Here is a 20,079-nt window from a genome sequence, read left to right as displayed (position 1 = left end):
CCTTTATTCGTTTACTAGGGTACTCAACTTTCTAGCAAAACCAGGATCTTTCACGCCGTAAGCCGTACGGGACATGCCCGTTGCTTGGCTAAGGTCACTTTTAGTATACCGGTCGATCAACGGAATGTGGTAGTAAGACGCCTTGTCCCGAATCTTTTTGGCACTTGCCTGACCAGTATCACTGGCAATGATCACAAGTTGGACACTGTTGTTGCGAATCGCTTTTAAAACAAACTCTTCGCCAGACTCCAGCTTGCTTGCCCGTCGTACCAATCCCAGTAATTGCAGAAAGGCATTAGGCTTTTCCATTGTCAAATAATTCTCTCCGTGCTTGTTGGTGATCAACGTACGCAATCAAATCGTCGTAGAAGGTATCGTCAACTTTCGTTTCAAACACCTTATCAAACGTCCGATCTTTTTTGGCTTTCTTGGCAACATCAACATTTAAGGTGATGTAGGCCCCGCGACCAGACATTTTCCCAGTTGGGTCAACTGCGACATTGTTTTCCTTGTCCCGAACGATCCGGACCAATTCCTTTTTGGGGGCCATTTCGCCGGTCACAATGTCTTTACGCATTGGGATCTTTCGTTTTTTCACAGTTCCACGCCTCCTTAAAGGGTTTCAGAATCGTCGGTACCGTTGTCAGTCTCAGCGTCGTCCGGTTCAGCATCCGTATCAGCCGTTGCGGTGTCATCTGTGTCAGCAGTGTCGTCATTGTCAGTCGTCTCATCGGAAACAACATCGGTTTCCTCAGTCACTTCTTCAGAATCAACTACGGTTTCATCGTCACTGTCATTTTCTGCAACGTCCTCGGCATCATCAGCGGGCTGGGCATCTGCGTCAGCCTGGTGTTGCGCCATGAATTCTTCAGCTTCTGATTCAGACTTAATATCGATCTTGAAACCAGTCAGCTTGGCAGCTAACCGGGCGTTTTGCCCGCGCTTACCAATGGCTAATGACAACTGATAATCAGGCACGATCACAGTGCAGGCCCGTTCATTGTTTTCGTCAAAAATGACATCAATGACTTCTGCAGGGTTCAACGCGTTGGCGATAAAGGCTGCTTCGTCATCCGTCCATTCAACGATATCCATGTTTTCACCGCCGAGTTCAGACACGATGGCTTGAACCCGTTGCCCACGAGGACCAACGCTGGTTCCAACCGGGTCGACGTCGGGGTTGTTAGACCGAACGGCAACCTTAGCCCGGTCGCCGGCTTCTCGTGCAACTGACATAATTTCAACAGTGCCATCGTAGATTTCCGGAATTTCTTGTTCAAACAGACGCTTCAGTAACCCTGGCGCAGTTCGACTAACGAAGACCTGTGGGCCCTTAGCGGCGTTCTCAACACGCGTCACAAACACTTTAATGTGGTCGTGCATCGCGTAGGCTTCGTTTGGCATCTGGTCTTGACGCCCCATAACCGCCTCAACGTTACCCAAGTTGACGTAGACAAAACGGCTGTCTTGACGTTCAACTTCACCAGTGATGACTTCGTTTTCGTACTGACTGTACTGGTCAAAGATCAATGACCGTTCAGCTTCCCGAACCCGTTGCATAATGACCTGTTTAGCCGTTTGAGCAGCGATCCGGCCAAAGTTCTTGGGGGTCACTTCAAACTTAATGTCATCACCCATTTCATAACCGCGGCTGATGGTCATCGCGTCATCCAAGCTCACTTCCAACCGTGAATCGTACACTTGATCAACGACTTTCTTGACCGCGTAAACGTGAACGTCACCCTTTTTTTGGTCAAATTCAACGTCAACGTTTTGTGCTTGGCCGTAGTTTCGCTTGTAAGCCGAGGTCAAGGCAGCTTCTAACGCGTCGATCACGATTTCTTTTTTGATACCCTTTTCTGTCTCTAACGTATCTAGGGCACCTAATAATTCTTTACTCATTATTAGTAGTCTCCTTTAAAAACTTAGAACTTAATTGCCAGTCTGGCTTTCGCAATTTTGTCACGCGGAATCGTCAGGTCTTTTATGCGCCCTTTCAAATTCACCTTTAGCGTGAGCTCATCAGGTGTCAGGTCCGTCATGGTACCTTCATAGGCCTTCTCACCGTCAAGCTTTTGGTACAGGGACACGTGGATGTAATGGTTCAGTGCCCGTTCATAATCTTGTTCCTTCTTCAGGGGCCGTTCTGCACCCGGTGAAGATACTTCTAAAAAGTATGCTTGCGGGATTGGATCCGGATCGAGTTCATCCAGTTTTTCGCCCACCTCATCGCTAACCAGGGCACACTCGTTAATGGTGATACCACCAGGCTTGTCGATATAGAGCCGAAGATACCAACTCTTTGCTTCCTGTACAAATTCAACGTCAACCAGTTCAAACTTGTGCGCATCAACGATTGGCGTTGCCAGGTTAGTGACAATGTCTACGACGTTATTATCCAATCTTTTACCTCCGTGTCCATTTTTCCATTAAAAAGAGTGAGCATTGCTGCTCACTCCTTTCCGAAATATCTACAATAAATAGTCTAGCACAAACTGTATAAAAACGCAATTGTTTGCTGTTATCTCGGCGATAACTCGCGATTTATGAATTTGTAGTCGGACGTTGTGTGTTGGGTTTACGCGTTGGGAATTTGGGAAATATAGTGTGATTTTTTTGATTGTTAGTGAATTTTTAATATTTTTTGGTGGGATTGGAGCAAAAAAGGGCTCTCTGTGGTAGAGAGCCCCTTTTTTTCTAGGGTAGTTTGTTTGTAAGGCAAATCAGTTCTTCAGCTTTTTTGTTTGCGCGTAGAAGCCAGTTCCACGAGTGAACCCATGTAACTGACTCTGACAAAAATGTCAAGATCAGGTTTTATGCCACATCGCTTTGTTGGCGACGCGCTTTCCTATCGCATTGCCGAAACCGTGTTCCGCAAAGTGAGAGGGCTCCTGTGTAAGCAACTCTGGTCAAAAAAGTCAGGACCGGACTTTTTTGCCTCATCGGTTTGTTGGCGACGCGCTTTTCTGTCACATTGCCGAAACGTGTTCCGCAAGGCGAGAGGGCTCCTGTGTAAGCAACTCTGGTCAAAAAAATCAGGCTCGGACTTTTATGCCTCATCGGTTTGTTGGCGACGCGCTTTTCTGTCACATTGCCGAAACGTGTTCCGGTCTCGGCACAGGGCTAACGTGTAACGGACTCTGACAGAAATGCCAGTTCGGGCATTTCGGCTGCAATGTCTTGTAGTCGACGCGCTTTTCTGCCACATTGCCGAAACGTGTTCCGCAAGGCACGGGGCTAACGTGTAACGGACTCTGACCAAAAAGTCAGGCCCGGACTTTTTGGTCAGAGTCCGTTACACACCGCCCCTAAACCGCCTTGCTCCACACTCTACATCATATCAAACAAACTCAACTGATTCTCATCCGGCAGTCCTTCAAGAACGCCATTTTCAGTCATAAAGTCGATCAAGGTCTTTGACACCTTGCCCCGTTTTGCTAAGTCTTCCTTTGACAAGAATGGCTTATCTTCACGGGCCGCAACGATCTGTTTCGCCACGTTCAACCCTAATCCTGGTGCCGCGTTGAACGGTGCTATCAACGTGTCGCCGTCGATCAGCCACTGGTTGGCTTCTGACTTTTCAATATCGATCATCTTGAACTTGAAGCCGCGCTCCAGCATTTCGTTGGCCAGTTCCAAAACAGTCAGCAAATTCTTTTCCTTTGTGCTGGCGTCCATTCCCTGATCATTAATTTCCTTCATCCGTGCCTTAACGGATTCCTTGCCCCGTGACATGGCCACGACGTCGAAATCTTCGGCTCGAACTGAGAAATATGCAGAATAGTAGACCAGTGGGAAGTAAACCTTAAAGTAAGCGACCCGCAGCGCCATCAAATCGTAGGCTGCCGCATGGGCCCGCGGGAACATGTACTTGATCTTTAAACAAGAATCAATGTACCAGTCCGGCACGTTTGCTTCCCTCATTTTATCCTGCCACTCGTCGGGAATCCCGCGGCCCTTCCGAACGTGCTCCATGATCTGGAACGCAATTTCAGAATCCATGCCCCAGTGAATCAAGTCGGTCATGATGTTATCACGACAACCGATCACATTGGCGATGGTCGCCGTCCCATTTTTGATCAATTCTTCTGCATTTCCTAACCACACATCCGTCCCATGTGACAGGCCGGAAATCTGGAGGAGATCTGAGAAGTTTTGCGGGTGGGTGGCTTCAAGCATCCCCCGAACGAAACGGGTCCCGAATTCAGGCACACCAAACGTCCCGGTCTTAGACTGAATCTGCTCCGGCGTGACACCAAGTGCTTCTGTCCCTGAGAACAGTGACATGACACCTGGATCATCCATTGGGATCGTGTACGGATCAACGCCGCTTAGATCTTGCAGCATCCGCACCATCGTCGGATCATCATGTCCCAGAATATCAATTTTTAAAATGTTGTCATGGATCGAATGGAAATCAAAATGGGTCGTTTGCCAAGCCGCGTCCTGATCATCGGCTGGATACTGGATCGGCGTAAAGTCGTAAATGTCCATGTAATCTGGCACAACAATGATCCCAGCGGGATGTTGCCCCGTGGTCCGCTTTACACCGGTCGCGCCCTTAGCCAATCGGTCAATTTCAGCACCGCGCAAATGCTGTTCCGTATCCCGTTCATAAGCCTTCACATAACCGTAAGCCGTTTTATCGGCAACGGTCCCAATTGTGCCGGCCCGGTACACGTTCTTTTCCCCGAACAACACTTTAGTGTAGTTATGGGCAATTGGCTGGTAGTCCCCCGAGAAATTCAAATCAATATCAGGGACCTTGTTCCCGGTAAATCCCAAGAACGTTTCGAAAGGAATATCATGACCGTCGCCGATCATGAGCGTCCCACATTCAGGACAATTCTTTTCAGGCAAATCAAATCCGGAACTGTACTCACCCTTCGTAAAGAACTCAGAATGCTGACAGTTAGGACAGCGGTAGTGTGGCGGCAACGGATTGATTTCAGTGATTCCGGTCAGGGTCGCCACTAAACTAGACCCGACAGACCCACGAGACCCAACCAGGTACCCATCCTTGTTACTCTTGGCCACCAGTCGTTGCGCAATCAGATAAATAACGGAGAACCCGTTACCAATGATACTCTTCAACTCACGGTCAAGACGGTGTTGAACCAGTTCTGGCAAGTCCTTACTGTACCATTCGTGAGCTGTATTCATCGTCCGTTTCTGAATCTCGTCTTCAGCGCCTTCCATCCGCGGCGTGTACAGTTTATCTTTCAACGGGTGGACGTCCTGAATCTCATCGGCAATCTTATTGGAATTCGTAATGACAACTTCCTTGGCTTTTTCCTCGCCCAGGAACTTATAGTCTTCCAGCATTTCGTTGGTTGTCCGGAAATGCACATCCGGCAACTTCTGCCTGTTTAGTGGGTTGGCACCACCCTGAGAATTGATCAAAATGTGCCGATAAATGCCATCTTCTGGATTTAAGTAGTGCACATCACCGGTGACAACAACGGGTTTACCAAGTTCATCACCAAGTTTGACCATGTTCCCCAGGATTTCTTCTAGGTTGGTCCGATTTTGAATCAGGCCGCTGTCGATCAGTGGTTGATATGCCGCTTTAGGCTGCACTTCCAGGTAATCATAGAACTTGGCTTTTTCCTTTGCTTCGGCGTACCCCTTTTGCATCATGGCGGTAAACACTTCACCAGAATCACAAGCTGAGCCGATCAGCAGGCCTTCGCGGTACTTTTCAAGTTGGCTGCGGGGAATCCGCGGGACCCGATAAAAGTACTCAACGTTAGACATGGAGACCAACCGGAACATGTTCTTTAAGCCGGCCTGTGTTTGGGCCAGCACAATGGCGTGTGACGGCCGTGCATGTTTATAGGCGTCGTTTTCACTCATGTGTTCATTCAACTGGTCGTGATACTGGATCCCGTAGCGGTCTTCAGCATCAGTCAAGAAAAGATAATTCAAGTGACCAGTTGATTCCGCATCATCAACAGCCCGGTGATGGTGTTCCAAAACAACATGGAACTTTTTAGCCAGCGTGTTTAACCGGTACCCCTTCAAATTCGGGTATAAGAACCGCGCCAACGTCAAGGTATCGATAATGGGATTCGTGACTGGCGGCATATCGTACCGTGCATAGCCAGCGTTCATAAACCCGATATCGAAAGTGACGTTATGGCCAACGATAATTGCGTCGCCATAAAACTCACGGAATAGTTCGAAGACTTCTTTTTCAGACTTCGACCCGTGCACCATGTCATCGGTAATACTCGTTAGATCAGTGGTGAAATCAGACAGATGGAACCCAGGATCAATGAATTCCTCAAACTGGTCAATGACTTCCTTTCCCTGCATCTTCACGGCAGAGAGTTCAATGACCTTGTCATAAATGGCTGACAGCCCAGTGGTTTCCACGTCAAAGACAACGTAGGTCGCACCCTTCAACTCGCGGTGGTCGCTATTGTACCCAATCGGCACGCCATCATCCACAAGGTTAGCTTCAACACCGTAAATCATTTTGACGCCGGCTGATTCACTAGCATGATAGGCTTCTGGAAAGCCCTGGACGCCAGAGTGGTCAGTAATGGCGATTGCTTTTTGACCCCATTTTTTTGCCTGGTTCACATAGTCGGTAATGGAATTGGTTGCATCCATCGTGCTCATCGCCGTATGGAGGTGCAATTCGACCCGTTTTTCACCCTCCGGCGCCGTGTCTTGGCGACTTGGCACCTTCACTTGGTTGATATCATAGGCGTTCATAACCAGGTCGCGCATGAAGTTGTCTTCTTGAACACCCCCGCGAACCTTGATCCAATCGCCTTCATTTAAGCCGTTAAACTGAGCCTCGTCACTCTCGTCTCGCGAAAATTTCTTGATGGCGATCGATGACGTGTAGTCGGTGATTTCTAGAATCATCAATTTTCGGCCAGAGCGCAGGTCACGCACTTCCTTATTGAACACGTACCCTTGCACAATAACCGACTTTTCTTCTTCTTGAATATCGATCAGTTTGGTTGGGTCTTCATCAGGCTTGATCTTTCGGCCAATAACCGTTGGCCCCTCAGCGATATTCTCACTGGCGTTCTTTTCACGTTTTTCATTCGCTTTTTTAATCGCAGCAACCGCTTTTTGAGCCAGTTCAGCATCCGACTGAGCGCGTTGCTGCTTAAATTCTTGAATTTTTTGTTGAGAAGCAGTTTCGTCCACCATCGTGTGGATGGAAAACTGTGGAAAACCGTATTGCTGGTACTGCGTTTCGATTGGCCCCAGCGCCTGATTCACGAGGAAGTTTTTGACGACTTCATTTTCGGCCATAAAAATAGCCCGACCATCATCCATCGTCGGCACTTGTTTGTGACACAGCTCCTGAACCAGTGGGGAATGCAGGTCACTATGCTGAACGACCCATTCCCAGTAATCGCCGAGCAAGCGATCATTGAGGTCTTGCTGGTCTGTTTGAATACTAAAATCTACCCGCGCGATTTGCTTAAACGCGGTATTTAATTGAGATTGAAACGTCAAGAATGTTTCAAAGGGTAAAATTTGGGGCAGCTTGAAGTCAAAGTGCCACCGTTTTGATTTTTCGTGAATCGTTAATTTTTCGAGTTGAGCCCCCGCAAAATATGGCTGATCCGCTTCATCACTTAACTGCAGCTGTTGCAGTAACTTTGCAAACAACTGCTGATGATCCAACGCCATATTAATTCCTCCTTCTCACTTGCCAATTAGTGGTAAAGAAAGCCCGGAGACAAAACACGGTGTTTTGTTTTCGGGCTATTTTTTACCGTCATAAACGATTATTAGTTTAACACATTTTTGAGGTTGGTAACGCAATTTGACTGTCGCTTAACATGAAGCACGATTTAATTGACACACTATTCTGCTTCAGTATTGTCTGTTTCCTTCAACAGGATGCCAACTGAGTTTTCAACTTCTTCAGTCTTCACTTCAATCGTTTCGCCAGTCTTCCGGATCTTAATTTCAACGATGCCATCAGCGGCTTTTTTACCAACCGTGATTCGAACGGGTAAGCCCATCAAATCAGAATCAGCAAATTTAACACCGGCACGTTCCTTACGGTCATCTAACAGAACACGGTAACCGGCCTTTTGAAGCCGTTCTTCCAAGTCAGTAGCGACTGTCATTTGTTCGTCATTCTTTGCATTTACTGGGATGATGTGCAAATCGTAAGGTGAGATGGCACGTGGCCATACCAGCCCATTTTCATCAGCCGTTTGTTCTGCGATTGCAGATAACAACCGGCTGACACCGATCCCATATGACCCCATGATCACCGGCACGTTGCGGCCATTTTCATCAAGCACATTAGCGCCCAGTGATTCAGAATAACGGGTGCCTAACTTAAAGATGTGCCCAATTTCAATTCCACGAGTGAACTTCAGCACGCCGGAACCATCTGGTGACACATCGCCCTCTTGAACTGTTCGCAGATCAACGAACTTGTCGACCCGGAAATCACGTTCGAGGTTGGCATTCTTAAAGTGGAAACCAGTCTCATTTGCGCCGACGACAGCGTTGACCATGTCCTGAACGTACTGGTCAGCCAAAATGGTCACATCATCACTCACGCCAACCGGACCAACGTTGCCAAAGGAAGCGCCGAGATACTTTTGGGCATCTTCGTTTGTTGCCGGTGCCAAGAAATCAGCTGACAGATAGTTCTTCAACTTGGTCTCATTCAACTCATGGTCGCCACGAATCAACGCTAAAACAGGCTTTTCGTCAGCAATGTATAACAGACTCTTGATGAGTTGTGAGGCCTCAATATCAAGTTGTTCAGCAACTTGATCGATGGTCTTCGCGTCACCCGTATCAATCTTTTCCAAGTCTTGTTGAGCGGCGTGAGATTTCTTAGGAATGTACAAGCTGGTTGCCATTTCAAGGTTGGCAGCATAATCAGATGAGTCTGAGTAAACGATGGTGTCCTCACCAATTGGGGCAATGGCAGAGAATTCCTTAGAATCCTTACCACCCATGGCACCGGCGTCCCCGATGATGGTCCGATAGTTCAGACCGATCCGGTCAAACACGTTACGGTAAGCCGTCTCCATTTGCCGGTAAACGGTATCCAGATCATCGTAGTTTGTTGAGAACGAGTACGCATCCTTCATAATGAATTCACGACCACGTAGCAAGCCATAGCGAGGACGTTCTTCATCACGGTACTTGGCCTGAATTTGGTAAAGGACCAAGGGCAACTTCTTGTAGGATTTAATGTTATCCCGGATCAACGTCGTAAACGTTTCTTCGTGGGTTGGTCCCAAAATAAAGTCGGTGTCGTGACGGTTCTTGAATTTGAACAGGGTTGGTCCGTATGTGTCGTAACGACCAGATTCCTTCCAGAGGGACGCTGGCAAGACTGATGGCACCACCATTTCAACCGCATCAATTTTTTCCATTTCTTCACGAATGATTGTTTCAATGTTGGTCAAGACCCGAAAGGCCAGTGGCAGATACGCATACATACCGGCCGTTACCTGACGGACGTAGCCAGCCCGAAGCATCATTTGATGGCTTAAGGCCTCAGCATCGCTAGGCACCTCTTTCAAGGTCGGAATAAGCATTTTTGACTGTTTCATATCAGAGAAAACCCCTTTAATTTAGTTATTTACCTAATAAAGTAACGTTCAATATCGTTCCAGGTGACAAGCACCATTAAAATCACGAGAAAGACGACCCCCACCAGTGTAATGCCTGTTTCAACACTTTCTGGCAATGGTTTACGCCGAATTCCTTCGATGACATTCAATAGTATTTTACCACCATCCAGCGCTGGAATTGGCAGTAAATTCACAATTCCAAGGTTAAGCGACAGGAAGGCTAGGAAGTTTAACACCCCTGCAATACCCTCAGACGCTGCTGTTGACGTCGTCGCAAAGATGGCAACCGGCCCACCCAAATCGTTTAGACTGAAGTGACCCGAAACCATTGACCAGATTGCCCCGATCAACCGCTTGGTCATATCCCAAGTCTGGGTAAATCCGGAGAGCAGCATTGCGCCGATTGCATGGTTATGATACTGCGTAATGCCGATCTGGCCCACGGTCTTCTTTTGCACCGTTTCGGCCTTTGGCGTTAACGTCACTTGTTTAGTGGCATCGTCGCGTTTGATGGTCAGCGTGGTCTTCTTATTGGCCCGCTTTTGAATCTGTGTTGCCAGGCCGTCCCAAGTTTTAACCTTGGTCCCGTTAACTGCTGTGATGTAATCGCCGTTTTTGATGCCAGCATCACGGGCGATCGTAACCCCCGATGACGTCGGATCGATTCGGTTATTATTACTGGTCACGCCACCCACAACAAAGGTCAAAATGGTGTAGACAATGATGGCCAGAATAAAGTTGTTCATTGGGCCCGCAAAGTTGGTCATCAACCGGTGACCAAGGCTGGCAGACTGAAATTGCACATCCGTTGGTGCAATGCGGACTTCGGTCCCGTCCGATTCAATGATCGTGGCATCGTGCGCCACCGCGTACCGTTTTGTTTCAGACTCGTCGCCATTTTCGTACCCTTCGATCCAGAGGTCGTGCTCTAGATCCGTTGCAGTGACCTGCATTGGGATCCCATTGAACAGGGTCGTCTTCTTACTAGTATTGATCCGGGTCACCTTATCCTGGTCGCCCACAAATAGGCTAACCGGCGTCCCCGGTTTTAATTCATCTTCGTCATCCTCACCACCGGCCATCCGAACGTACCCGCCGACTGGTAAAAGTCGAATGGTGTACGTTGTTTCGGCAGTCCGGTAGTTAAACAATTTCGGGCCCATCCCAATGGAAAATTCGCGCACCAGAATGCCCGCCCGTTTTGCAAAGTAAAAATGACCAAACTCATGGATGAACACAATGACCCCAAAGACGATAATAAATGTAATGATGGTCGTTAGCACAAGCGTCGATCCTTCCGTGTTAGTTTTGGGTGCCTACTCTTAAATAAACGCCAGCAGATGTAGTGCTGGTAAGACAAGTAATAAACTGTCGAACCGGTCGAGGATCCCACCATGTCCAGGTAGGATCTTTCCGGAATCTTTCACACCGTAATACCGTTTCAAAGCAGATTCAACAAGGTCACCAATTTGGCCGATGATCGACAGTACCAGAATCAGTAACAGCGTCACTGGGAAGCTAAAGTTGCCGACTGGGTAAAAGTAACAGTAAATGCCAACGATAATGACCGCAACAACGGTTCCGCCGATCGACCCTTCCCAAGTCTTGTTCGGACTGATATTAGGTGCCAGTTTATGACGGCCCAATTTCCGCCCGATCATGTATGCCCCGGAATCGGTGATCCAAACGATCAGCAACGCAAACAGCAGCATGGTAAAGCTGACCGCCCGAGCTTCAATAAAGAAGTGAAACCCATAACCGATGTAAAGCACACCCAGGGTTAAAACCGCTGCATCGTCAAATGAAAACCGGTTGCGTGAAAAGACCGTGTACATCAGCATTAATACGACCAGAAAATAGACGATAAATGACGTTTCAATATTTTTTGAAATCAATTGCCGCCAAAAGTCTGGCAGAATAACAACTAATATCGCTAATCCTGACAGAACCGCTTCCCAGGACACAATTAACTTATTCCGCATTACTAACAGCTCAGATAGCGCGATCAATCCCAATACTGCGGCGGCAATATCCACCCAAATACCGCCCGCAATAATGATTGGGATAAATATGATCAACGCAACCACGGCTGTGATCACCCGTTGTCTCATAACTACTAACCCCTTTTTCAAAATTACTTATTTTTTAACCCACCAAACCGGCGTTTCCGATGTTGGTACGTGTAGACTGCCTCTTGCAGCAGTTCTGGTGTGAATTCTGGCCAGTGCGGCGTCATAAAGACAAATTCACTGTACGCCATCTGCCACAACAAAAAGTTCGAGATCCGCTCTTCACCTGATGTCCGAATGATCAGGTCAGGATCGGCATACTCGCCTAAACTGGCAGTCATCAAATGTTGACTGATCATGTCATCAGTAATGTCGTCTGGCTTAAGCTGTCCAGCCGCCACTTCCTTAGCAATGTCAGTCATCGCCGTGGTGATTTCAGCGCGACTGCCATAGTTCAACGCAAAGTTCAGCACCATTCCAGTACAGTCCTTCGTATCAGCCATGGCGTCATAGACCGCCTTTTGCGTTTGTTTCGGCAATTGATCGAGATAGCCCATCACATTGACCCGGACATTGTTCTTGATCAGATCCGGCACAAACGTATCGAAAAAGTCGACTGGCAACTTCATGAGATAGTTGACCTCATCTTCAGGCCGCTTCCAGTTCTCTGTCGAAAAGGCGTACAGTGTCAGGACCTTAACACCGAGATCACTCGCCGCAATGGTGATGGTCTTGACCGTGTCCATGCCCTGTTTATGCCCAGCAACTCGCGGTAAATGTCGCTTTTGCGCCCACCGACCGTTACCATCCATAATGATGGCAATGTGTGCCGGAATATTATTGGGATCAAGTACCAGCTCGTCAGGCGAACTCGGCACCGCATCTTTTTTTAACCATGAAAACACAATGGCACCTCCATAATCGTTATCCAAAATCTTATCATACCAAAAAACAGAGTTGGCGACTATTCCAACTCTGTCTGAACGATGATATTTAACAGAATTTAAAACAAGCTTACTGAAGTAATCGCCATTCACCACGGTTGGCATCCGATAATGTGTTGAAGTATTGCAGTAACTTGTTTGCATCATCAGGAGATTGGTTACCCAACATGTTTAACCCTTTCCCAGTTGGAATGGGTTCGCTTAGATCCGTAATATCACTCTCATTTTCAATGGTTGCTTGAGAAAAGGCAACGATCCAGTCGTCTTCAATCAATTGGGTGACGATAAAGAATAGATTAAAGTCATCGGCAACATAGGCGGGCTGTGCATAAACGCCCTCTTCGATCTGTTGTAATTCGTTACCGTCGTAGTTCAAAATAGCCAGGTTTTCAGCATTAACTTCTTGGTTCAGCTTAAAGACCATTTTTTCAAACTCGGGGGTGCCAGGCGTTAATTCAACGGTTTCATCGTCTTGTGCCATTTAATAATCCCTTCCTTTTTAACTTCCAGACTAGCCGGAAATGATTTCAGTTTCTTTTTCATCGGTCAACTTATCAATGCCCTTAATGGCATCGTCAGTCACCTTTTGAACTTGTTTTTCAAGGTCATGCTGGTCGTCATCAGTGAAATCGCCATTCTTGTGACCCTTCTTGACGGCGTCCATAGCTTCACGCCGAACGTTACGAACCGCAACCTTACCCGTTTCAGCCACCGCACGAACCTGCTTTGCAAGTTCTTGACGGCGTTCTTCAGTGAGTTGTGGGACAACGAGCCGAATGGCAGTTCCGTCATTGGCAGGCGTAATGCCCAAGTCAGATTCCATGATGCCCTTTTCAACATCTTGTAAGGACGACTTATCAAACGGCGTGACCATGATGACCCGTGGTTCCGGCGTCGTAATCGAAGCCACCTGGTTGATTGGTGTATCGACACCATAATACTGCACAGTGACCCGGCTCAATAAACTGGCGTTAGCGCGACCGGCACGAATTGTCCCGAATTCACGACTCAACGCTTGTTCAGCCTTTTGCATTTTTTCTTTTGCTTCATCAATAATTGGTTGTGCCAAAACTATTTCCCCCTTACAGTCGTTCCGATTTGTTCACCTAAAACGACCTTCTTTATGTTACCTGGTTGGTTTAAGTTAAAGACTTCCAGCGGAATATCGTTGTCCATTGACAGCGTGCTGGCAGTTGAATCCATGACGTGCAGGCCCTTGTTGATGATATCCATCTGGGTCAGATGATCATACTTCACCGCGTTGACATCAACGTTCGGATCAGCTGAGTAGACGCCATCAACACCGTTTTTCGCCATTAAAATAGCATCGGCATTGATTTCAGCAGCCCGCAAGGCAGCCGTTGTATCCGTCGAGAAGTATGGACTTCCAGTGCCACCGGCAAAGATGACGACCCGATTCTTTTCAAGGTGCCGAATTGCCTTACGACGAATGTAAGGTTCAGCAATCTCCCGCATCTCAATTGACGTCTGGACACGAGTAGGAACATCCAATGACTCCAGATTATCCTGTAAGGCCAGGGCGTTCATGATGGTCGCTAGCATCCCAATGTAGTCCGCCTGGGCACGTTCCATTCCCATTTGGGCACCGGATTCGCCGCGCCACATGTTTCCGCCGCCGACAACGATCCCAATCTGAAGACCGAGTTCGTAGACATCCTTCACTTCTTTGGCAACCGTTTTGATGACCGGTGGGTGAATGCCAAACCCTTGATCACCTGCTAAGGCTTCACCGCTAAGTTTCAGGATAATTCGCTTATATTTTAAGTCCGTCATGATGGTCCTCCTATTAGCTTGTCTGTGTTTGATTTTATCATAATTAGCAATAATTCGATACCGGTAATCCGGTTAAACTACAATAAAGCTTGACCTTTTTCGAATTAAGTCGGATCCCAATTAGATTTGTTTAGTTATCTAATGCCGTTCCGTTCCACTAGTCGGCCCTGCAGGCTGAAGTGGGGTCGCTCCGGAGCTAACTTTTGCATGCAAAAGTGGATCTCCTACGTCTCCCGCTAGCGTAACCGACCTAAGAACGGTCGCTAACGCTAGCCGACACTACAGCCTGCAATGCCGACTAGTTCCACTGCACTACTTTGTGGTATCTCCCTGGATTGCGGCATTGTATTTCTAGTGACATCCTATTTTAAAATTAATCACATTACTCAATCACAAGTGAGTCAACATTATTCCAAAACTGTCATCCTAAGCATTTTGCAAATTCAGCCACGCAATCATTATCGAACAAAAACCGATCACTATGACCTGGTTTATTTGCAACCACGCACGTTTGAATTAAGTTTCACACTCTGAATCAATACTGCTCAGTGCATATCCAGCAATCATTCTCTACACACGAAAAGAGACTGGGAAATCTACATTCCCCAGTCCCCCGTAATCATGATTAAAATTAACCGTTAATTTGGCTGTTCACTTCGTCTTCGAAGTTTTCAACCTTCTTTTCGATTCCTTCGCCAACTTCGTAACGGACAAACTTCTTGAGCTTGCCACCCTTTGAAGCAACGTATTGGCTAACAGTTTGGTCAGAATCCATAACGAATTCTTGGTCAGCTAAACTAATTTCTGACAAGAACTTACGTAACCGACCTTCGACCATCTTTTCAACGATCTTTTCAGGCTTACCTTCGTTCAAGGCTTCCTTCTTCAAAACTTCGCGTTCGTGGTCCAAACGTTCTGCAGGAATCTCGTCGCGTGAAACGAATTCAGGGTTAACGGCTGCAACGTGCATTGCAACGTTCTTAGCAACTGATTCGTCAGCGCCTTCGAGTTCAACCAAGGCAGCGATTTGGCCGCCGTTATGCAGGTAGGCACCAAAGACATCGCCATCGGCCTTTTCCAAAACAGTGAACCGACGTAACGTGGTCTTTTCAGAAGTAACTTGGGTCTGTTCAACGATCAAATCGTTGATTGATTGACCCTTGTCGTTGGTCAATGCCATTGCGGCATCCAAGTCAGCTGGCTTGTTAGCAGCAATCAAATCAGTGATCGTGTTAACCAAGTTCTTGAAACGGTCGTTGGTTGCCACGAAGTCAGTTTCTGAGTTAATTTCAGTAATGGCAGCAACGTTGCCATCAACGGTAATGTGAGCTAAACCGTTAGCAGCCACGTTACCACTCTTCTTTTCAGCCTTGGCAATCCCCTTTTCACGCAGGAAGTCGACAGCCTTGTCCATGTCACCATCAGTCGCTACCAAGGCCTTCTTAGCGTCCATCATACCAACGCTGGTCTTGTCACGAAGTTCTTTAACTAATTTTGCAGTAATGCTTGCCATTTAATTGGCCTCCTTATAAATACTGGATCATTTCAACACAATAAAAGGCTGACAGAAAATATCAGGCCGCGTGGGTCCACATTTTTCAGCCAGCCTAGTACTGATATTGTTTTTAACTTAATGGTAAGTGTAACAAATTATTCAGCGGCGTTTTCGCTTGAAGCGTTGTCGCCTTCAACAGCATCAACAACATCTTGCATGTCGGTGTCGCCTGCTTGAGCTGCTTCGTCTTCGCCTTGACGACCTTCAATGATAGCGTCAGCCATCTTGCTGGTAATCAAACGAACGGCACGAATAGCGTCATCGTTAGAAGGAATGATCACATCGATATCGTCAGGGTCAGTGTTGGTATCAACCATGGCAACGATTGGGATGTTCAACTTTTGAGCTTCCTTAACGGCAATTTGTTCCTTGCGAGGATCAACAACAAACATCACGTCAGGCAACTTAGGCATATCTTCGATACCGCCTAAGAAACGTTCCAACTTGTCAGTTTGCTTTCTCAGTAAGGAAACTTCCTTCTTAGGAAGACGATCAAAGGTCCCGTCTTCAGCCATCTTCTTCAGATCTTTAAGACGCTTGATCCGAGTTTGGATGGTGTTCCAGTTAGTCAAAGTCCCACCTAACCAACGATGGTTAACGTAGTATTGACCAGCACGGGTAGCTTCTTCAGCGATTGAGTCTTGCGCTTGCTTCTTAGTCCCAACGAACAGAACGACAGCACCCTTAGATGATTCGTCCTTAACGAAGTTGTAAGCAGCATCGATCAACTTAACCGTCTTTTGTAAGTCAATGATGTAGATCCCGTTACGTTCAGTGAAGATGTATTCCTTCATCTTTGGGTTCCAACGACGCGTCTGGTGACCAAAGTGGACCCCAGCTTCAAGCAATTGTTTCATTGTGATAACAGCCATGAAATATAGCCTCCATTAAATTAGTTTAACTCCTCCCCCACGTTCATTTACACCGGGAACTCCGAAGAGCACCGCCCAGCGTATTGCGTGAGGTGTGAATTGCGGCAATTAGCCGGTAATTAGTATACCTGTTTTCAGGCGCTACCGCAAGCTCAAAAATTGCAATTCTCAAAAAAGTTTTGTAAAGTGTTACGGTTATGTTACAATATATCTCGCAGAACTGCGTGAGGAGGAACCAACCATGATCAAAGCCGTTGTTTTTGATCTTGATGATACCCTGTATGACCAGTTAAAGCCCTTTAAAAAAGCCGTTGAGGCAACGCATAAGGACCTCCACCTAACTGAGGTGATGGTTCAGCGCCTATACCGTGCTTTTAAAGTCGCCACTGACCAAGCAATTCAGGCAACTGACACGTCGACCATGGCCCGCCAAGTTGACCCAGTCTTAGAAGAACTAGGGCTGCCACCATTCACTGGCGAACACAGTGAGACTTTTTGGGAACATTACCGACAAGAATTGACCCACATCGATTTATTTGCCGATATTCGGCGCTGTCTATCATCATTGAAAGAACACTATCAGCTCGGCGTGATTACAAACGGCGAGACTGATCTACAATCAAAAAAGGCACTCCAGTTAGACCTGCACCACTGGATCGACCGGGACAACATGCTGATCTCTGACGAAGTTAGGTTACAAAAACCTGATGCGCGGATCTTTACCTACTTTAACCGAATGTTGGACCTGCAGGCGAACGAAGCTGTCTATATTGGTGATAACTACAATACGGATATGATTGGGGCCAAGCAAGCCGGCTGGCAAGCCTTTTGGTTTAACCACCGCCACGCCGAGTTACCTGGCGCGAACTTTATCCCCGACCAGACCGTCGAAACAACAGAAGAATTAGCTGACTTATTGGAAGCTATGTCTGTCGCGTCTTATTAGATAACGTGAGCACCACCATTTTAAGCACGGACAAAAAAGCCCTTAATGCCCAGTCTCTAATCGAGATGATGCATTAAGGGCTTTTTGCAGCGTAACAAGTATTTCACGTTCATTTTTAGTCGTGATTCTGAACGGGTAGCATCCAGAGTACCCCCTACTTATCACTAACTATAAAAAACGAGATCCGACAATTATCGGACCTCGTTTTTTAGTTAGTGTACGTTTAACATTGAAAGTAAATTAGAATTTAACTTCGCTGTCGTCAGTACCCTTAGTAATTAAGTTAACGTTGCTTGTCAAGGCGAACTGTGTCATGTTCTTAGCAGCAGTCTTGGTGTAGAAAGCAATATGTGGGGTAACCAAAACGTTTTCGCGCTTCAGTAAGTTCTTCAGGCGTTCGTCTGGAATAGCATCGAATGAACCAAAGTCAGTGTTGAAAATACCAACTTCGTCTTCGTAAACATCCAAGGCAGCAGCGCCGACCTTGCCAGAATCAAGGGCACGAATCAATGCATCTGTATCGATCAGGGCACCACGAGCAGGGTTCAAGATGTAAACGCCATCCTTCATCTTGCTGAATGCTTCGTCGTTCAACATATGTTCGTTTTCCTTAGTTGCTGGTGAGTGTAAGGAAATGACGTCAGCCTTAGCATATAATTCGTCCAAGGTGTCAACGTAGATACCTTCCTTTTCCAATTCCGGATTGTGGTAGATATCGTAAGCGATGATCTTGGCACCAAAGCCCTTGTAAATGTTGATTGCTTTACGGCCGATACGACCAGTAGCAATAACACCAACGGTCATTTGATCCAATTCGTCGGCAATGTCTGGTGCCCAACGAAGGTCACCATTAGCAATTTTACGATCAAACGTGTTGGTCCGACGAATCAAACGCATCAATTGAGTTGCTGTCAATTCAGCAATGGCGTTTGGTGAGTATGCTGGCACGTTAGTAACCTTGATACCGTTACGCTTGATAGCGTCTGCATCAATGTTATCAACACCAACGTTACGCAATGATAGTGACTTGATACCGAAGCTAGCCAACTTGTCCAATACTTCAGCGGTGTAAGGCTTTTGTTGATAAACAACCGCACCATCGTAGCCGTTAGCTAAATCAACAGTGTTTTCGTCCAACAATTCTTTAACGGCCTTAACCTCGATGTTGTTGTCTTTTGACCATTGTTTCAAGTAAGGCATTTCATCGTCACGCATACCATATGCAATAATTTTCACAATTGTTTCCTCCATTCAAAGAATCTGTCATTATTTTACCATGTTTTAAAGCCTTTGATAATCGTTTTTAGTGAATTATATGAATTTCTTCACAAGTAAGCGTTTTCACTCAACAACCACCCCGTGTTGTGCCAAAAAGACAATTTTTTGCGACCGGGGCTGGTGCTTAAACGCGTGCTCCGCCTTGAGAGCAGCTGACTTTGTGTCAAAGGCTTGTGAATAAATCAGTTTCAGTGGGTGGCGACTCTTGACCCGCGTATACTTTGCGCCCTTTCCAATCTCATGCTGGTGAAACCGGTGGGCAACGTCGTTTGTGAATCCACCGTACAGTGTGTGGTCAGCGCACAATAGTACGTAGAAAAAGTAGTGATCACTCATTCGTCTGACACTTCCCCATATAACATCTTGTGAATCGCCGGCGAATAAGCACCATCATCACCGTACGTCATGATCGGCGGCAACACTTTCAACCCAGTTGCCTTGCCATCCTTGATTGCCTCAACTAAAACAATGTTCGCATCACGACCAGCCTTGGGGTAAACGAATTGGAGCCGTTTGGCCGCTAACCGGTTGGCTGACATTAGCGCCAATAATTCCACTAACCTGTCGGGACGGTGAACAAAATAGGCTTTGCCGTTCATTTTTAACAAGTCACTCGTCGTTGCAAGCACCGTATTCAGCGTGGTCGTGATCTCGTGACGCGCAATTGCAAGATAGTTGTTCGGATTTTTTTTACTCGTCGGCAAGTCGGAAAAATACGGCGGATTGCAGGTGACCACATCAACGCTATCCTTTGGAATCTGATCCGTGATCGTTGCTAAATCTTGATGGTAGACTGTGACTTGTTCTGAAAGGTCGTTTAAAACAACTGAGCGTTCTGCCATATCGGCCAATCTCGCCTGCAATTCCACCATCGCAATTTTTCCCCGAGTACGAGGCGCCATAAACAGACCAACGGCGCCGTTACCGGCACAAAGGTCTACTAACCGCCCCTTTGCAGAGGTTGGCGCCTTCGCAAAGTTCGCCAGCAAAACAGCATCCAGCGAGAATGAAAAGACTTGGCTGCTCTGAATAATTTGTATATCTTGACTGTAGAGCTGATCAATACGTTCCCCAGCAAGAAGTTTGACGTCCCCCAA

Annotated in this window: 18 protein-coding genes; 1 reads left to right on the top strand and 17 read right to left on the bottom strand. The window is 47.0% G+C overall.

The window, feature by feature from the left end; genetic code table 11:
• Window positions 1-3: 3 nt before the first annotated feature.
• The 14 genes from AYR61_RS11210 to rpsB all read right to left on the bottom strand — a co-directional run bounded on the left by AYR61_RS11210 (window position 4) and on the right by rpsB (window position 16,758).
• The gene (locus tag AYR61_RS11210) at window positions 4-309 is read right to left on the bottom strand and encodes a L7Ae/L30e/S12e/Gadd45 family ribosomal protein (RefSeq protein WP_054707682.1); all 306 of its coding nucleotides are present in this window, start codon (window positions 307-309) and stop codon (window positions 4-6) included.
• A complete protein-coding gene (rnpM, locus tag AYR61_RS11205) occupies window positions 296-598 on the bottom strand; it encodes an RNase P modulator RnpM (RefSeq protein WP_054707685.1) in 303 nt (100 codons plus the stop codon). The genes AYR61_RS11210 and rnpM overlap by 14 nt, the downstream gene beginning before the upstream one ends.
• A 14-nt stretch (window positions 599-612) precedes the next feature.
• Window positions 613-1,902 (bottom strand): transcription termination factor NusA, encoded by a 1,290-nt coding sequence (gene nusA, locus AYR61_RS11200; protein ID WP_065903030.1) that lies wholly within the window; start codon window positions 1,900-1,902, stop codon window positions 613-615.
• A 23-nt stretch (window positions 1,903-1,925) separates the two neighbouring features.
• Window positions 1,926-2,402: a ribosome maturation factor RimP gene (gene rimP, locus AYR61_RS11195; protein ID WP_065903029.1), complete on the bottom strand. Its 477-nt coding sequence runs from the start codon at window positions 2,400-2,402 to the stop codon at window positions 1,926-1,928.
• A 928-nt stretch (window positions 2,403-3,330) separates the two neighbouring features.
• A complete protein-coding gene (locus tag AYR61_RS11190) occupies window positions 3,331-7,662 on the bottom strand; it encodes a PolC-type DNA polymerase III (RefSeq protein WP_065903028.1) in 4,332 nt (1,443 codons plus the stop codon).
• 176 nt (window positions 7,663-7,838) lie between these two features.
• Window positions 7,839-9,563 (bottom strand): proline--tRNA ligase, encoded by a 1,725-nt coding sequence (locus AYR61_RS11185; protein WP_054707692.1) that lies wholly within the window; start codon window positions 9,561-9,563, stop codon window positions 7,839-7,841.
• 29 nt (window positions 9,564-9,592) lie between these two features.
• Complete coding sequence (gene rseP, locus AYR61_RS11180) at window positions 9,593-10,867, bottom strand: RIP metalloprotease RseP (RefSeq protein WP_065903026.1); 1,275 nt, start codon at window positions 10,865-10,867, stop codon at window positions 9,593-9,595.
• Between the two features lie 39 nt (window positions 10,868-10,906).
• The gene (locus AYR61_RS11175; protein WP_054707695.1) at window positions 10,907-11,695 is read right to left on the bottom strand and encodes a phosphatidate cytidylyltransferase; all 789 of its coding nucleotides are present in this window, start codon (window positions 11,693-11,695) and stop codon (window positions 10,907-10,909) included.
• 23 nt (window positions 11,696-11,718) lie between these two features.
• Complete coding sequence (locus AYR61_RS11170) at window positions 11,719-12,498, bottom strand: isoprenyl transferase (protein WP_065903024.1); 780 nt, start codon at window positions 12,496-12,498, stop codon at window positions 11,719-11,721.
• Window positions 12,499-12,607: 109 nt separating this feature from the next.
• Window positions 12,608-13,018 carry a hypothetical protein gene (locus tag AYR61_RS11165; RefSeq protein ID WP_054707701.1) on the bottom strand — a complete coding sequence of 137 codons (411 nt, stop codon included), beginning with the start codon at window positions 13,016-13,018 and terminating at the stop codon, window positions 12,608-12,610.
• A 30-nt stretch (window positions 13,019-13,048) separates the two neighbouring features.
• On the bottom strand, window positions 13,049-13,570 hold the full coding sequence (gene frr, locus AYR61_RS11160) for a ribosome recycling factor (RefSeq protein WP_054707890.1): 522 nt from the start codon (window positions 13,568-13,570) through the stop codon (window positions 13,049-13,051).
• Window positions 13,571-13,608: 38 nt separating this feature from the next.
• The gene (pyrH, locus tag AYR61_RS11155) at window positions 13,609-14,331 is read right to left on the bottom strand and encodes a UMP kinase (protein WP_065903022.1); all 723 of its coding nucleotides are present in this window, start codon (window positions 14,329-14,331) and stop codon (window positions 13,609-13,611) included.
• A 631-nt stretch (window positions 14,332-14,962) separates the two neighbouring features.
• Window positions 14,963-15,844 carry a translation elongation factor Ts gene (tsf, locus tag AYR61_RS11150; RefSeq protein ID WP_054707706.1) on the bottom strand — a complete coding sequence of 294 codons (882 nt, stop codon included), beginning with the start codon at window positions 15,842-15,844 and terminating at the stop codon, window positions 14,963-14,965.
• A 137-nt stretch (window positions 15,845-15,981) separates the two neighbouring features.
• Window positions 15,982-16,758 (bottom strand): 30S ribosomal protein S2, encoded by a 777-nt coding sequence (rpsB, locus tag AYR61_RS11145; RefSeq protein WP_065903016.1) that lies wholly within the window; start codon window positions 16,756-16,758, stop codon window positions 15,982-15,984.
• Window positions 16,759-16,999: 241 nt separating this feature from the next.
• Between rpsB and AYR61_RS11140 the strand changes: the two genes are divergently transcribed.
• Window positions 17,000-17,704, top strand: coding sequence for an HAD family hydrolase (locus tag AYR61_RS11140; protein ID WP_065903014.1), 705 nt, complete (start codon window positions 17,000-17,002; stop codon window positions 17,702-17,704).
• A gap of 240 nt (window positions 17,705-17,944) precedes the next feature.
• On the opposite strand, the gene AYR61_RS11135 is transcribed toward AYR61_RS11140, so the two are convergent.
• From AYR61_RS11135 to AYR61_RS11125, 3 genes are all read right to left on the bottom strand, one after another.
• Window positions 17,945-18,940 carry a D-2-hydroxyacid dehydrogenase gene (locus tag AYR61_RS11135; RefSeq protein WP_054707712.1) on the bottom strand — a complete coding sequence of 332 codons (996 nt, stop codon included), beginning with the start codon at window positions 18,938-18,940 and terminating at the stop codon, window positions 17,945-17,947.
• A 105-nt stretch (window positions 18,941-19,045) separates the two neighbouring features.
• Window positions 19,046-19,318 (bottom strand): GIY-YIG nuclease family protein, encoded by a 273-nt coding sequence (locus AYR61_RS11130; RefSeq protein ID WP_054707718.1) that lies wholly within the window; start codon window positions 19,316-19,318, stop codon window positions 19,046-19,048.
• Complete coding sequence (locus AYR61_RS11125; protein ID WP_056987857.1) at window positions 19,315-20,079, bottom strand: tRNA1(Val) (adenine(37)-N6)-methyltransferase; 765 nt, start codon at window positions 20,077-20,079, stop codon at window positions 19,315-19,317. The genes AYR61_RS11130 and AYR61_RS11125 overlap by 4 nt, the downstream gene beginning before the upstream one ends.

Source organism: Secundilactobacillus paracollinoides, assembly GCF_001702155.1.
Classification (GTDB): Bacteria; Bacillota; Bacilli; order Lactobacillales; family Lactobacillaceae; genus Secundilactobacillus; species Secundilactobacillus paracollinoides.
Note: the sequence above shows the minus strand (reverse complement) of the source record. Positions and strands in the feature narration are given on the sequence as shown.